This is a genomic window from Candidatus Pantoea gossypiicola (assembly GCF_008632075.1).
In the GTDB taxonomy this organism is placed as follows: Bacteria; Pseudomonadota; Gammaproteobacteria; order Enterobacterales; family Enterobacteriaceae; genus Pantoea; species Pantoea gossypiicola.
On record NZ_VWVM01000013.1, the window covers coordinates 37,655 to 53,201 of the forward strand.

At 51.0% G+C, this 15,547-nt stretch carries 13 protein-coding genes and 1 pseudogene; 7 read left to right on the forward strand and 7 right to left on the reverse strand.

Features of this window, described 5'->3' with window-relative positions; genetic code table 11:
• Positions 1-695 precede the first annotated feature (695 nt).
• The gene (locus F3I20_RS16345) at positions 696-1,334 is read left to right on the forward strand and encodes an acyl-homoserine-lactone synthase (protein ID WP_150015409.1); all 639 of its coding nucleotides are present in this window, start codon (positions 696-698) and stop codon (positions 1,332-1,334) included.
• Between the two features lie 13 nt (positions 1,335-1,347).
• Here F3I20_RS16345 and F3I20_RS16350 read toward each other — a convergent pair whose 3' ends face one another.
• Entirely contained in the window at positions 1,348-2,040 is a 693-nt protein-coding gene (locus tag F3I20_RS16350; RefSeq protein WP_150015438.1) for a helix-turn-helix transcriptional regulator, read from the reverse strand.
• 810 nt (positions 2,041-2,850) lie between these two features.
• Positions 2,851-4,191, reverse strand: coding sequence for an MFS transporter (locus F3I20_RS16355; RefSeq protein WP_150037964.1), 1,341 nt, complete (start codon positions 4,189-4,191; stop codon positions 2,851-2,853).
• 683 nt (positions 4,192-4,874) lie between these two features.
• Here F3I20_RS16355 and F3I20_RS16360 point away from each other — a divergent pair.
• The 3 genes from F3I20_RS16360 (at position 4,875) to F3I20_RS16375 (ending at position 6,720) form a co-directional block, all read left to right on the forward strand.
• Positions 4,875-5,105 carry a hypothetical protein gene (locus tag F3I20_RS16360; RefSeq protein ID WP_223813107.1) on the forward strand — a complete coding sequence of 77 codons (231 nt, stop codon included), beginning with the start codon at positions 4,875-4,877 and terminating at the stop codon, positions 5,103-5,105.
• Between the two features lie 156 nt (positions 5,106-5,261).
• Positions 5,262-6,062, forward strand: coding sequence for an SDR family oxidoreductase (locus F3I20_RS16370; protein ID WP_150015411.1), 801 nt, complete (start codon positions 5,262-5,264; stop codon positions 6,060-6,062).
• A 181-nt stretch (positions 6,063-6,243) separates the two neighbouring features.
• Positions 6,244-6,720 carry a glutathione peroxidase gene (locus tag F3I20_RS16375; RefSeq protein ID WP_150015412.1) on the forward strand — a complete coding sequence of 159 codons (477 nt, stop codon included), beginning with the start codon at positions 6,244-6,246 and terminating at the stop codon, positions 6,718-6,720.
• Positions 6,721-6,951: 231 nt separating this feature from the next.
• Here the strand turns inward: F3I20_RS16375 and F3I20_RS16380 are convergent, their stop codons facing one another.
• Positions 6,952-7,680, reverse strand: a complete 729-nt coding sequence (locus F3I20_RS16380; protein ID WP_150015413.1) for an SDR family NAD(P)-dependent oxidoreductase — start codon at positions 7,678-7,680, stop codon at positions 6,952-6,954.
• A gap of 98 nt (positions 7,681-7,778) precedes the next feature.
• On the opposite strand from F3I20_RS16380, the gene F3I20_RS16385 reads away from it, so the two are divergent.
• Positions 7,779-8,162, forward strand: coding sequence for a winged helix-turn-helix transcriptional regulator (locus F3I20_RS16385; RefSeq protein WP_150015414.1), 384 nt, complete (start codon positions 7,779-7,781; stop codon positions 8,160-8,162).
• A gap of 110 nt (positions 8,163-8,272) precedes the next feature.
• Here the strand turns inward: F3I20_RS16385 and F3I20_RS16390 are convergent, their stop codons facing one another.
• A complete protein-coding gene (locus F3I20_RS16390) occupies positions 8,273-9,520 on the reverse strand; it encodes a sensor domain-containing diguanylate cyclase (protein ID WP_150037963.1) in 1,248 nt (415 codons plus the stop codon).
• A 273-nt stretch (positions 9,521-9,793) separates the two neighbouring features.
• Here F3I20_RS16390 and F3I20_RS24445 point away from each other — a divergent pair.
• Positions 9,794-10,100 (forward strand): annotated as a pseudogene (locus F3I20_RS24445) (hypothetical protein); the annotation flags it as partial.
• A gap of 127 nt (positions 10,101-10,227) precedes the next feature.
• Here F3I20_RS24445 and F3I20_RS16400 read toward each other — a convergent pair.
• The gene (locus F3I20_RS16400; protein WP_150037962.1) at positions 10,228-11,298 is read right to left on the reverse strand and encodes a LacI family DNA-binding transcriptional regulator; all 1,071 of its coding nucleotides are present in this window, start codon (positions 11,296-11,298) and stop codon (positions 10,228-10,230) included.
• A gap of 265 nt (positions 11,299-11,563) precedes the next feature.
• Between F3I20_RS16400 and F3I20_RS16405 the strand changes: the two genes are divergently transcribed.
• Positions 11,564-12,826 (forward strand): maltoporin, encoded by a 1,263-nt coding sequence (locus F3I20_RS16405; RefSeq protein ID WP_150037961.1) that lies wholly within the window; start codon positions 11,564-11,566, stop codon positions 12,824-12,826.
• A gap of 106 nt (positions 12,827-12,932) precedes the next feature.
• On the opposite strand, the gene F3I20_RS16410 is transcribed toward F3I20_RS16405, so the two are convergent.
• Entirely contained in the window at positions 12,933-13,247 is a 315-nt protein-coding gene (locus F3I20_RS16410; protein ID WP_150015418.1) for a PTS sugar transporter subunit IIB, read from the reverse strand.
• 213 nt (positions 13,248-13,460) lie between these two features.
• Complete coding sequence (locus tag F3I20_RS16415; protein ID WP_150037960.1) at positions 13,461-15,518, reverse strand: beta-galactosidase; 2,058 nt, start codon at positions 15,516-15,518, stop codon at positions 13,461-13,463.
• Positions 15,519-15,547 lie beyond the last annotated feature (29 nt).

Genomic DNA, 15,547 nt, shown 5'->3' on the forward strand with positions numbered 1-15,547 from the left:
AACGAGTGTAACGCGCCCGAGCATTTTTTAGTAAGAGCAACAGCTATTCTCTGTTGAGATAGTATCAATATGATTATGCTGGCTCTTGTAAGCAATAAAAATTATCTCAGAGAATTTAATATTTTCAAAATTCTGACATGCGCAATTAGAGTTCAGTTGCACTAACGAGGTTCCATTTGTCAATTTACTGACACGGCCGTTAAACATTCAGGGGATAATTACAGATAAAGTGTTGTGCAACATCAACATTTGAATGTTGTTTATGATACTACGGGCAGGCTAACCGCTGAAGTACTTCCAGGCAGACTCCCTGCTTTGGCTATCAAATGAACAGTAATGTTGCTCATTCAATGGTTAATTTTACATTCATTGATTGACTGGATTCACTGAACAGGAAATCTTGCCCCTTAAAACAACAAGGGGCAATAAATTAATGATGGTTATTTGACTTTTTTCGTATTCTGGTATTTTTATTATTTGAATGCTTTTTGCACTCTGTACGCGAGACTTTGAATATCACATAATCTCGTGTGCTTTTCCCTGGTGTTGCATTGGTCTTTGACCGCCTGGCCGCCGGGCAATGAAAGTGCTCAGTGGTCAGGTACTTTTTTAGTATAAGGCCTGTACGATATAATAAAAGCTGTCCTAAAGGGCAGGGGCAATAGTTTCATCATGTGATTATTGAGGGCGAGTTAATGAGTTCTGCTGTTGATTTTTTTTTGCGTGATTATGATCAATTGTCGGTTGAACAAGCGAATGAGTTATACCGGCTCAGAAGAAAAACATTTCGGGATCGACTCGACTGGGAAGTCGAATGCATTGACGGTATGGAAAAGGACCTTTTTGATAACAAAAACACAACTTACTTACTGGGTATGCACAACGGGCAGCTGCTATGCGGTGCGAGATTCATAGACTCGACGCAGCCGACGATGATGAGCGAAATTTTCCATAAATACTTTTCAGGAGTATGTCGTCTCCCTACCGATATTCCCTCCTGTGAAATTACTCGCCTGTTTTTAGACAAAGAAAGACGTGACGCTGCAAAACTTGAAGGTTTACCCGCCAGTAAAGCTTTGTTTCTTGCAATGATTATGTTTTGCATGAAGAAGAAATATTCAGGGATGTACGCAGTGGTCAGTCGTGGCATGTATGCCATATTTCGCCACGCCAACTGGAAAACAGAGGTAATTCAAAAAGGGCTCTCTGAAAAGGGAGAGGTTATCTACTACATTTTTATGCCTGCTAACAGTAGCGTCATTGAGGATATCATCATTAAGGACAAGCACTCTGACTGGCTTCGTGAGAAGCTACAGCACTTACGCCATCTTTAAATAACTATCTGGCTCAGTTTTCCAGTAAGCGGAGTTCTGCGCCAAGTTTTATTGCATGTCTTGCATTATTAACACCGAGTTTTTTCATTACATTACCCATGTGGAATTTTACCGTGCGCTCTGCAATAGACAAAATAATAGCAATCTCGGCATAGGTTTTGCCGTCGCTGACCCACTTAAGAATCTGACGCTCACGCGGTGATAAAAAGGCATTCTTTTTTTGCTGATGCTGACTATACAGATTAAGCGTCTTCTGGTGCAGATGAATAAGGAAACTCATGAATTTTGAACGATGTTTATCAATATCAAAATCGAAATCCTTTGTTCCAATAACAGATAACACAACCAGATTGTTCAGGTAGTCATGCAGAGGAAATGTCTGCCCCCGATAAATGTTATATTGAAAACTTTCGTTGAAAATCCTGGTGAGGTTATACCCTTCTGACAAAATAACTTCATTCTCCCAAAAGTAGTCTTCAACGCAGCGCAAACCACGGATAATGACGGGATCGATAAACTGATATTTTCTTTCAAGGTAAACATCAAACCACGCCGGGTTGTTATTGATAATCTGCATCTGCGAAGGGTCTTTTTTATTCATAATAGCGTATGCATAGACAACACCCGGGTAATCCTCAAAGAACGCATCCAGTTCATCCTGGATCAACGAATTTATCCTTTGGTCGTTGTAGTAGGTATCCTTCACGTCAGTTGTTACCTTCAGGTTGCGTGGTTTAGAAGTATAAACCGGTTCATGAAACGCTGTGAATCGTATTTTCATTCAGCTCACCTATCAGAAGGACGATATCATACAGCAATATTTCACTCATTTCTGCCTCAGGAAGCGAGGGCAGGATGGGTTCATGAGATTGCTGATGGGTATCGGGACGTTGACATAACACCATGGTCAAGGGGAATAGCCGGATAAGTATTGAGGGTTCAGGGTAATGCAGGCCTGCCTGAAGCGACAACAGCAACGTTGCCTTGCGAATCCCTGGTAAGTAAACGCAGCAGGATAGCGTATGGGTATGGCTCTGTCTTCAACAGGCGGGGATTGTGATCGTGAATTTTTCATCAGGTATTGATGCCAGACACACTCCTTTTAAGCGAAATGCTTCTTAGATTGCGTTCTGTATTTCTGATCCTAAGCTATCGCTAAATTTCTCTTAGCTAACACTTCCCAATGTTGGTTAACCAGCATTTTAAAAAATTACCCACGAAATATATACCTGCTGATGGTTGTAATATTAATGCTTCAACCCACCGGGGATTTTCTCTTCGCTTGTGCCCTGACGCACGCTTTGAGCCATTGGTTTTACAGGGTGCGAGGCTTAAAATTCATTTGTATGATTAGGTAACAGAAAGCCTGATCTCGTCTCTGCTCAATAAATCCAGTGACGTCTTAATATCCAAAGATAAATAACCAAAGGATATTCAAAACAGTGCTCTTGTGGCAGTAAAAGCGGAAGAGGCTCACCTGCAGACGCAGTGCTCAGCATCTGCAGGTGATGTTACGTTATTTACTGACTGGTGAAGCATGCGTGTCAACTTCGATGTTTAATGCTTTTTTGCGACCCATAACCAGCACCGCAATCCCGCCGATGCCACACAGGATAGCCAGTGGCATCATTGCCAGCGTATGGCTGCCGGTCGCCTGATTAATGATGCCGTAAACGTTGACCATTAACCCTCCGCCAATCAGGTTTGCCATCGCACCGATAGCGGCCAGACCTGCAGCAGCGGTAGTGGATGACATCCATCCTGACGCCAGCGCCCAGAAAGGCCCTTTCATTGAGTAGGCACCGATCAATACCAGAGACAGGATGACAACACTGCCGGTCAGGCTGTTGGTGATAAAGGCGGAGAGCAGACCACCTGCAATCAGGAACAGCGTTAACGCGGTATGCCAGCGACGCTCGCCGCTCCGGTCAGAACTTCTGCCCCAAATAATCATCAGAATGGATGCCAGACCGTAAGGGATCGCATTGACCAGACCGGTGGTGAAATTATCCAGACCGAACGATTTCAGCAGTTGTGGAGACCAGACGCTCAGCGTTGATCCCGCCGCAGAAGCACCCGCATAAATCAGCGCCATCACCCAGATATGCTTGTGACGCAATAACTGCCATAGTGAGATATGACCAATCGCTTTTTTCTTCTCGTTTTCTGCCTGAATAGTCGTGCTCAGCCATGCTTTTTGTTCCTGATTTAACCAGCTGGCATCGGTCGGACGATTACTGAGTAAGAAGAAAGCGGCAATCCCCAGAATCACCGCCGGAATACCCTCCAGGATGAACAACCAGTGCCAGCCACGCATGCCTAACCAGCCGTCGAGCGACAAAATCAGACCGGAGATGGGCGATCCTATAAAGTTTGCCGCCGGGATTGCCACCATGAACGTTGCAATCACTCGCGCACGATACTTGCCTGGGATCCAGTAAGTCAGATAAAGAATCACGCCAGGGAAAAATCCTGCCTCGGCTGCACCCAGTAAAAAGCGCAGTACGTAGAGCGTATTGGCACTTTCAACAAAAGCAGTACAGACCGAAATAATGCCCCACGACACCATGATGCGAGAGATCCAGATCTTTGCCCCAATTTTCTGCATGGCGAGGTTACTGGGAACTTCAAACAGGAAGTAACCCACGAAAAACAGGCTGCTTGCAAAACCAAATACGGCTTTCGACAACCCTAAATCTTCGTTCATCTGTAATGAAGCCATTCCGATGTTGCCGCGATCGATGATGGCAATCAGATAACAGACAATCAGAAAGGGCAAAATGCGCCAGACCACCTTCTTAACGGTCTGCTGCTCAATGTCGGCAGAGATTGTCGTGATGTGCTGTTTTTCAGACATGATGATCCTCACAATTTTGTCATCGGCTTACGGGCAGTGGAGAAACCGGATTGTTGTACCCTGTAAAACAGTAATGTACTTAGTAAAACCATTATCACGATAAAATCTTACCCTTGCCTGAGGACGTAATGAGGTTGTGTTATTTGTCACAAAAAAGTGCACAAAGGTTTTATTTTATGTGACGAGCATGCCGTTAACAGGGTGAAGTTCAGCCACTTTTTAACAACTATGGAGAGCCACGATGGGCAGAAAAGTTAAAACACATCGACATCCTGTCGCAGATAGAGATGCATTCACATCCGAATGATGTTGTTATGACAGATATTGTAAATGCTGGCTAAGGGGGGGTTCAGTGGCTTTAACGCTGTCCTGAAGGCATAGACCAGCCGCAAGAACCTTTTTTTGCTTATCCGGGTGGAAGGGTAAATACCTATTAGCTATGCGCTATTAAAGCATCTGCCCCAGCATCCGGCACTGAGTGCGGATGAGGTCTTGAGATTTTACGATCTGCATTGATTGCGTATTAAAGCTCCCGAGCCAGTCATGCAATAAAGACTGATGAACACATCCAATGCCATTCCTAAAAAGTCTCGTTCCCTGAGCTCCCAGACCGATAACGGCGAGTTTCCCGAAATGATATCCGATAACGTCATTCTTCACTGCTGAAAACGACAGGCGATATCATGAATTACAAAATTTCAGGCCTGGATGCCGGGCCTTTTATTCATCTTTTTGGACAGAGCGAAAGCTATTTGAAAAAACACAACGCAATACGTCAAAAGGTGGAGTGCTATCCTGTTTATCCCGCAGAATCTCATTGTGTGATATCCCCGCGGGGGAAAACCGCTCTTCTGATTAACACAAATCCCGATACCGACCGCAACACCAACCAACCCCTCACTTCGCATCTATAATTCAGTGTCTCAGGCCCATGCGCACGATCCGGCCAGCCGCTCAGTCACCGGGTGGGTATCTGAAAATCGTGGTGTCAGCGATACATTGATATTCAATCCCCTGATGATGCCCGCCGGGTTTAACAAGCTCATCATTTAAAGAATTAAGGAAGCCTCATGATCTTATCACTCGAAAATCAGGTTGCGCTGGTTACCGGCGCCAGCTCAGGTCTCGGCTATGCCTGCGCTGAAGCACTCGCCAAAGCAGGTGCCGGTGTGGTGGTTAACTACCACAGCCAGGCGGAACCTGCCGAAGAATTGGTTGATAGAATCCGTGCAGACGGTGGACGCGCCATTGCGGTAAAGGGTGATGTCTCAAAGGAAACTGACGTAGAAAATCTCTTTGCTCAGACGATTGCTGAATTTGGCCGACTGGATATTCTGGTGGCGAACTCAGGGCTGCAGAAGGATGCACCTTCCATTGAGATGTCGCTTGCAGACTGGAATACCGTCCTGGATGTGAACCTGACCGGGCAGTTCCTTTGCGCTCGGGCTGCGCTGCGTCAGTTTCGTGATCAGGCGCACCGCCCGGAGATCAGTCGGGCTGTAGGTAAGATCATTCATATGAGCTCGGTGCATCAGCTCATTCCCTGGGCCGGACATGTTAACTACGCTGCGTCAAAAGGCGGGGTTGATTTGCTGATGAAAAGCCTGGCACAGGAAGTGGGTGAAGACCGTATACGCGTCAACTCAGTAGCACCCGGCGCTATCGCGACTGCCATCAACGAAGAAACCACCCAGGGTGAAGCGGGTAAAGCGCTGTTAAAACTCATCCCTTATGGACGTATTGGTGCGGCGGAAGATGTGGCGAATGCGGTGGTCTGGCTGGCCAGTGACCTTTCCGACTATGTTCATGGCACCACACTGTTTATCGATGGTGGAATGAGTCTTTATCCCGGCTTTCGCGATAATGGTTGAGTGATGCGTCTGGAATGATATTAATTACATGGCGGTAAGAGTCCTGCTCTTCCCGCCATGTGCAATCAGTAATTGCTCGCGCCGCAGATGCTGAACCAGACACGCAATCCCTTGATCTCACGCCGTTATGCGCACTGTGCTAATGTTGACGGACAACAGGTTCCGCACTGAGGATTGAACCATGTCTCCCTTTTATCAACTCTCTGCCACCAGCCTGAATGGCCAGCCAATCCCGATGGCCGACTATGCTGGCAAAGTGGTTCTGGTGGTGAATACCGCCAGTCATTGTGGATTCACACCACAATACGCAGGGCTGGAAACACTCTACAAAAAGTATGCCGCTCAGGGCCTGGTGATACTGGGGTTTCCCTGTAACCAGTTCGGTAAACAGGAACCGGGTAGTGCCGATGACATCGCACAGACATGTCACATCAACTATGGTGTGAGTTTTCCTGTGTCTGTAAAAGTAGACGTTAACGGTACCGCAACGCACCCGATTTTCCGTTACCTGAAAGCAGAATTACCCGGCGTACTGGGTGGCCATATTAAATGGAACTTCACTAAGTTCCTGATTGGGCGCGATGGTAAACCCATTAAACGATTTGCACCGACCACTAAGCCGGAGAAAATGGAAGCTGCCATTCTGGCTGCACTTTAAGAAGGTGAGAGTGGGGATGAGCCATTAACCTGGAAGATGAAATTAACGTTGTTCAGAGACCGACATTTATTATTGTTCGTGCTCTTATCGATTTGGATCTTATCTGCCGATATCAGCGAATAACTCGCTTCGCAACCTGATACCTGCAAAAGCCTCAATGGGCAAAGTGGTTCTGCTGGTGGTCAGAATGGCGTCACAGGCACGATAGCCCGTAACGCTCTTCAGGGTATTTTATGCAATCATCCCGCCATCAATGACCAGCTCGGTGCCACTGATATAGCTGCTTTCATCTGAAGCCAGAAACAGTGCCGCGGCCGCCACTTCATCAGGATTTCCCAGCCGCTTTGCCGGGATCCGGGCGGTCAGCGTCTGCCTGACCTCATCGCTGGCCTGATCAAACATCGGCGTGTCGGTAGGACCAGGACTCAGCGTGTTAACCCTGATGCCGCGCGGTGCCAGCTCGCTATTCCAGGTGCGTGCATAAGACCGTACCGCAGCCTTGCTGGCGGAATAGCTGCCATAACCGGGATTCGCTATCGCGCCCGCAACGGAACCCACCAGCACGATACTGCCGCCCTCACCCATCAATCGCACCGCATGCTGCACTGTCAGCACCATGGCTCGCACATTCAGATTAAAAGCGCGATCGATGTGTTCTTCCGTAGTCTCTTCCAGGCTGGCCGGTTCAGACACACCTGAAGCGTTGACGAGGATATCGAGGCGACCCGCTCGGGTGCCAAGGGTTCTGAACAGACGCGTAAGGTCGTCTGTGCGGGTGATATCGCCCTGAATGGCCTCGACCTGACCGCCGATCAGTGCGACTGCCTCAGCCAGCTGTGCTTCCCGCCGGCCGGTGATAAACACGCGTGCACCTTCCTCTGCAAAACGGCGAGCGACAGCAAGGCCGATACCGCTATTACCCCCGGTGACAAGGGCGACTTTTCCACTCAGTTTCATCATTGCGACTCCGGTTAAAGACTAGAAACCTGATGGTATATTTATTATATTTAGTGTCAATTACGCACCTGATGTACACCAGATATCATCAAGGAAACCTCATGGCAACTGACATCACCCAGCTACTGGCCGAAATCAACAGCACCCGCCCTGTCCTGGAACAGGTAGCGAATAAGTGGTCGGTTTTAATCCTGACCGTATTGTGCTCTCAGCCCTCGCGTTTTAATGCCATCAAGCGCAGGCTCGACCCCATCACCCATAAATCTCTCACAGAGGCATTACGCCGGCTGGAACGCAATGGACTGGTGAGTCGTCGTGTGATTGCTTCTTCGCCTGTGGCGGTCGAATATGCGATCACGCCGCTGGGCCGGACATTGCAGGACCCTTTTGTCACGCTGGTAAACTGGGCAAAGCAACATGGAGGAACCATGGAGCAGGCGCAGGCGGGTTATGATGAAGAGCGGAAAAACGAAGAATCTGCATGAACTTAGTCTGAGCACCGTTCCTGCATATGGATAGCGCAGGTTGATGCGCAGATAAGTTCAGGATATGCCTGACAGGAGTGAAAGCGGAGACGCGCCATCATATACAACGGCTACTCCGCTGCTGGCTCAAAAAACTGATAAGAACCATCACGTCGTGCTTTAGCCTGGTACATCGCCTTATCTGCGTTTTCGAATAACATTTTGGCCGTTGCTGTCCCGAAGCGGGCAAGGCTGATACCAATCGCCGCGCCGATGCGTACATCCATGTTATCGATGGCGAAAGGTGCCTGCAGACTGTCAATAATTCGCAGGGCAATAGCGGATGCGGCCTCGTGATTGCTGCATTTAGCAGCTACGACAAACTCATCGCCACCCAGACGCGCAACGGAGTCGCCCGGACGCATACAGTGCTGCAGCCGTTCACTGACCTGTTGCAACAGGGCATCGCCTGTTGCGTGACCCATCAGATCGTTCACCGCCTTGAAGCCATTAAGATCAATAAACATCACCGTGGTGTAGGCCTGATCGTCTGCCTGCGCCAGCATAAATCCCACCTTCTCGTTAATCCAGGCACGATTGTGCAGCCCGGTCAGCGTGTCCAGGGTTGCCAGCTTCTCAAGATTACGCATCCGTTCTTTATCCCGCGTGATATCGCGCGATACCAGCACGGCACCAATATTTTTTCCTGAATTGGGATTGATGACGCCACAGGCTTTAGTGCCCAGTGAGATGTAATGGCCGTCGCGATGCAGTTTGCGCACCTCAACAACATCCGGCAGTACCCCGCCACTAAAGATGCATCCCAGCGCGTCGCTGGCTAATTCGCGGTCATCGGGATGCAGGAAATCCACGACCAGTTGCCCCACAACCTCCTCGGTGGTCCAGCCTATGATTTCGCTGTAAGAGGGAGAGATTGATACGTATCTGCCTTCCGCGTCACAATGGGCAATCAGATCGGTACTGTTTTCAATCAGAAGACGATATTCCGCCGCCGTGCGAAACGCATCTTCCAGCGCTTTACGCTGCCCGGTCACATCCAGAATAAAGCCGTTGTACTGCAGATGGGAGGTGCCAGGCTGGCAATCCGGCAGGCCGGATACAAGGACCCGGCGCGTCTTGCCATCCAGACAATGGATTGGCACTTCAATATGGAAAGGGGTCAGCAATTCCAGGGCCGCAGTCAGTTGTAGCGCGATCTTTGCATCGTCGTCAGCCTGCGCCAGTCTCAGCCATGAACACAGCGTCACGCCCTTGAGTTCAGGCATCAGACCCGCAGGACTTTCCTGACTGGCGATGCAGATCCCCTGGGCATCCGTAGACCAAACAGCGGTAAAAGAAGGTTTGATCACTGGGTTCATGGTGGCCGACTCCGACGTTGCTGACGATGTTAAATAAGTTCAATACACGTCGCTACAGACCTGATTATAACCGTTAATGCCTGCCTGTAGCGTGGAGAGGCTATGGATAAGGGTTCAGTATCGCGGGCCGTGATAAATGCGGGTGGAAACTGAGGCCTTACCGGCAGCAGTATCTGAGGTCCGCTCTCCTGTGGCATTACGCAAAGCTGTCAGGTTGCAGTGTCAGAAGTATGAGCCTGTGTATATCGGCTCATCGGGCCATAATCTTTAAGGTTCACCGTCGTGGCAACGACCACCGTCGGCACAACGGTGGCGGACTTTGCCGATCGCTCACTGAACATGGGTTATCCGGGCGGCAAGTCGCTTTACCTCTCTTTCACGCACCGCGTTGTTCTGGGCAGCCTTTATCCTGAGCCGACCACTGGGTGCCGTTGTCGGTGACTTCCTGGACAAACCCCTTGCTGCGGGCGGACTCGCGCTGAGTCGCTATAGTGCCTCGCTGACGCTGGCACTGATCATCATCGCTTTTCTGGTGATGCTGCCTCAGCGCCCGGCAATGAAGACCGCCCCCGCAAATTAAAAAGCCTCACTGGCAGATTTACCGGCCACGCTTACATAAAAATCATCAGGGCCGCCAGCAATGGCGGCTATTCTTGTCCGGGTGAATGCAGGTTTATCACGCCGGGTTGTATCGATAAAAAGGCGGGCTACTCCAGCCTGCTGGCAATCAGCCGCAATTGTTCTGCAATCTGCTTTAAATCTCGCTGCTGTTGTCCGGCGATACCGGTCGAGCTGCGCACCACCAGCTTTGCTGGCAGAATCGAGGAGGAACGCTGCTCGTCCTGCTCACTGGCCAGCAACAGACGGGCAACCGCCTCTTTGCCCTGCAAATCGAGATCCAGCGACACCGTGGTCAGCGCCGGATGGAAAAAGGCACTTTCATAGGTGTCATCGTAGCCAATCACCGAAATCTGCCCTGGCACGGCCACACCGCGCTGATGCAGCGCACTCAGCACACCCAGCGCCATCTGATCGTTGCCGACCAGTAGCGCACTGAACTCCGGTGCTTCACGCAGCAGTTGCAGCACGCCATTGTAACCACTCTGCGCATCCCAGTTACCGTGACTGATGCTGACCGGCTTCAGACGGTAGCTTTCCAGCGTGTCGAGCCAGCTCTTTAACCGCAGATTGGCGGAGACCGACTGCTCTGGCCCGGCCAGCAGCGCGAATTCGCGATGCCCCTGCTCGTAGAGATATTTAACACTGGCACGAGTACCATCAGCCGGGTTAAACGAAACATTAAACACTGCGCTGTAGGGATCAACATCCAGGAACAGACAGAGAATATCGTCGTTCTCCTGGACGACCTGCTCAGCAGCGCTGCTCTCCAGCGGGACATTAATGATCACTTTATCCACCCGCTGAGACTTCAGCTCATTGATGCAATCCTGCAGACTTTGATTGACGTTCTCATCAATCATGGCGATCAGCACCTGATAGTCCGCTGCATTCGCATAACGTTTAACCGCAGCGGCCACCTGCGAGGGCGCATGCAACGCCAGCGAAGTCGTTACCAGACCCAGGGTTGTGCTCTGCTTGCCCACCAGCTGCTGTGCCAGTCGGTTTGGCACGTAGCGCAGCGTCTCAATTGCGTGTTCCACCTTGCGCCGCGTTGATTCCGAGACGTTTGCCGACTTATTCAAAACCCTTGATACCGTCTGATACGACACGCCAGCATGACGGGCGACATCCTCTAAGGTGGCATTTTTTGATTTCATAATTCGCATCCCTGATTACCGATGGCGGAATGTTATCACAGCCCTGATGTCAGACAGACTACCGCAGTCACATTGCGCGAATAAAAAGTAAAAGTAATACCTTCACATCTATCAATTTGGTGATCTGATTCACCAATCGTTACATATTGCGGCATTTTATTTGCAGTACATCACACATTATCGCGATTTTATTTGTCACTCATCTGACAAAAGGCGTTTACTGCCGCTGTCATGTGAACGTATTACAAATAAAATCGAGGATAACATGGAAACAAGGTTACGTACTGCTGCTGTGGCGCTTGCTGCGGCCCTGACCTCCCCGTCGCTCTATGCCGCCATCGACAACATCGATTTCCATGGCTATCTGCGTGGTGGCGTTGGCGTCTCGCAGGATGGCGGTATTGAAGAGTATCAAAAGAATAAGGTTGGCCGTCTCGGCAACGAAGCCGACACGTATGGCGAGGTTGAACTGGGCAGCGAAGTCTACAAAAAGGATGACGTCAGTTTCTACGTCGACACCATGGTCAGTATGTTCTCCGACGGCTCAAACGATAACGAAACCACCTTCGGCGACGATGCGCAGTTTGGCCTGCGTCAGCTCAACCTGCAGATCAAAGGACTGGTGCCGGGTGACAAAGATGCGGTGATTTGGGGCGGTAAACGCTACTACCAGCGTCACGATCTGCACATCATTGATACCAAGTACTGGAACATCTCGGGTTCTGGTGCCGGTATCGAAAACTATACGCTGGGTCCGGGCGCTATCTCCTTTGCCTGGATCCGTGGCGATGCGAATGACGTGGATTACCGCGTCGATGGCGACAACGACGTCAACATTAATTACCTCGATCTTCGCTATGCCGGCTGGAAACCCTGGAACGGTGCCTGGACCGAATTTGGTATTGATTACGCCATGCCAAACACCACCAACAAACAGAAAGAATATGGTGGCCTTTATGACGCAGATAACGGCGTCATGCTCACCAGTGAAATCAGTCAGGACATGTGGGGCGGCTACCAGAAGCTGGTGTTCCAGTACGCCAACAAAGGTCTGGCGCAGAACATGATTTCACAGGGCGGCGGCTGGTATGACATGTGGAATGATACTCAAAACGCCACAGGCTACCGCGTGATTAACACCGGTCTGCTCCCAATCACCGATAAATTCTCCCTGAACCAGGTCTTTACCTGGGGCTCGGCGGACGATATCACCGCGCAGACCAGCAAAAGTACCCTGCTGTCGCTGGTGGGTCGTGGTCAGTATCAGTTTACGCAGTATGTTCGCGGCATCGGTGAAGTCGGTAGTTTCTGGCAGAAAGATGAAAACAAAGTGGGCAGTGACTATAAAGCGGCGGGACAGAAATATACGCTGGCGCTGGGTCTGGCAGCCGGTCCCGAATTTATGTCTCGTCCGGAACTTCGACTGTTTGCCTCTTACCTGAATGACTCAGAGGATGGACACAGCTTCAAAGACAACACCAGTAATAATACCTGGAACTTCGGCGTACAGGTCGAAGCCTGGTGGTAACCGCGCTATCTCCTCATTGTGATCATTTTTAGGCTCTTATGCAGGGGCTTATCTGGATAACCGGCGACGGTTATCCATTTTTTTATTCGTATTTCCCGGGCGGCTGTTACTCCGGTTTAAAGAAACGTTCTTCCAGCAACTGACGCAGCTGGTCGGACTGTTTACCAAAGATCGCATGAACCTCATGTCCCAGGATCACTACACCAATCGCTCCCGCTTTCTGCAATCCCGCCGTATCCACCGCTTTAAGCGATGTCACCTTCACCCGCAGCCGGGTTAAACAGGCGTCCACCTGCTGAATATTGTCACGTCCGCCAAAACAGTTCACCAGACGCTCCAGTAGCGCGCTGTCTACCTCAAGCTCTTCCACCGTCAGCGGCTGCCGGCTGAAATATTGCTTAAACGATTTGAGACTCAACATGTGGTTCTCCTTCAGAGGATAAAAAGGCGGGCAACTGCCCGCCACTCACGACTGATAAATGAAAACGAGGGATACATGCCCGGGGCTGCTCACAAAATATACACGACTCCTGCGATCAGCCTCTAAAAAACCTGCCCTACATCAACAGTAAAACCCAGCTCTTCCTACAGACAATGGCCAAACCCAAAGCGATGGGGGCATATGCTTCCCTTACTACAGCGGCCCACTCAGAACCCGACATCCCCACGGCCCAAGCGTCAGCGATTCCCCCACACCCGAGCCATCAATCAAATCACGCAGCCCTGCTGGCAACGACACCTGCTGCGTCTGACCGGTAAAGTTCTGCACAAACAGAAACGCCTGTTCACCATCAGTTCGCCGCTGAACGACTACACCAGGCGGAAGATCAGTCGACAGCGCACGCGGTAACCCAAGTTGCTTAATCAGCGCACCATAAAAATCCCGATGGAACGGCAGATCATTACGCGACGCGATATACCAGGCTTTACCCTGACCGAACCGATTCACCGTCACCGCCGGGGTTCCGGCATAAAAATCACTCTCGTAACTGGCCAGCGCCGTGGCCCCTTCCAGATGAATATGCTCGCAAAGCTCCCGCGCCTGATAGGGCCCGCTCAGACCCAGCTCATTACCGCGCACCCCGCGCACCCCGTTAAACTCCTCATCCGTCAGACTATCGATCTCTTCTGACCAGATGCCGAGCAGCGGTCGCAGCGGCCCCGGAAATCCTCCCAGATAACAGAGATCGCTCTCATTCACGATACCGCTCCAGTAGCTGGCGACGAAATGCCCGCCCCGCTCAACATGCTGCTCAACCCGCGCCGCAAAACCGTCGCGCACCATATAGAGCATCGGCGCTATCACCAGATCGTAACCGCTGAGATCGCTATCGCCGTTTATCACCTCTACCGCAACACCCTGCTCCCAGAACGCGCGGTAATGCTCGTTTACCGTACGCTCATAATGCAGACCAAGATTGCGTGGACCCTGTGCGTTATCCATCGCCCAGCGACTTTCCCAGTCGAAAATAATCGCGACGCGCGCCTCAACCCGACTGCCCATCACCGGCGTCATCGCCGCCAGCATCCGGCCCAGCTCACTCACTTCACGCCCGGTTCGCGTATCTATATGACCGACATGATCGACCACCGCGCCGTGAAACTTTTCGACCGACCCCCGACTTTTGCGCCACTGGAAATACTGCACCGCGTCCGCACCATGCGCCACTGCCTGCAGTGAAGAGAGAATATGCATTCCCGGCTTCTTCAGCTTACTGGTCGGCTGCCAGTTCGTTGAGCCAGGCGTCGACTCCATTAATACAAACGGCTTGCCCTGTTTCAGGGTGCGCATCAAATCGTGATACATCGCGGTGTAACAGGCGAGCGTGGTCTCATCCTTCTCGTTGTGCCACATCGGGTAGCTGTCCCAGGAAATAAAATCGAGCGCCGATGCCAGCTTCCAGTAATCGTAGTCGTAGAAATACTCCATAAAATTGGTGGTCGCGGGCAGATCGGGATTCGCCTGTTTCAGAGGCTTAATCTCCTCACGACAGAAGTCAGTCACCTGATCGGTCATAAATCGCCGCCAGTCCAGATTCAGACCATGAATCGACATCTCGCCCTGCGGAGCAGGCGACACAATCTGTGACCAGTCTGTATAGGTGTGGCTCCAGAAATCACTCCACCAGGCGAGATTCAGCTTCTCCAGCGTCTCATAGCGACGCTGCAGCCAGCCGCGAAAAGCCTGCTGACAGCGATCGCAATGACACTCCCCGCCATACTCATTAGAGATATGCCAGCCGACCACCGCCGGATGATGCGCGTAACGCGCGGCCAGTCTGGTGTTTATCGCCTGTACTTTCTGGCGATAAACTGGCGAGCTCATACAGTGATTATGGCGACCACCATGCAGGGCGGGCACGCGATCGCGCCCCACGCGCAACACCTCCGGATACGCCTGCGACATCCAGGCAGGTCTGGCCCCGCTCGGTGTGGCGAGAAACACGGAAATCCCCTGCAGCCAGAGCGTATCGATCACCTCATCCAGCCAGCCAAACTCATAGCGTCCCTCTTCCGGCTCCAGCTTCGCCCAGCTGAAAATACCTACCGACATCACGTTGCAGTTCGCCTGCTTCATCATCGCGACGTCGTCATCAATAATGCCCGGCTGGTGCGCCCACTGTTCCGGATTGTAGTCAGCACCATGCAGCAGCCGGTTAACCCGGGCGCTCAGCGGGGGAAATTTATTCATACCTGTTCCTCAGAGGAAAAGATCAGCGT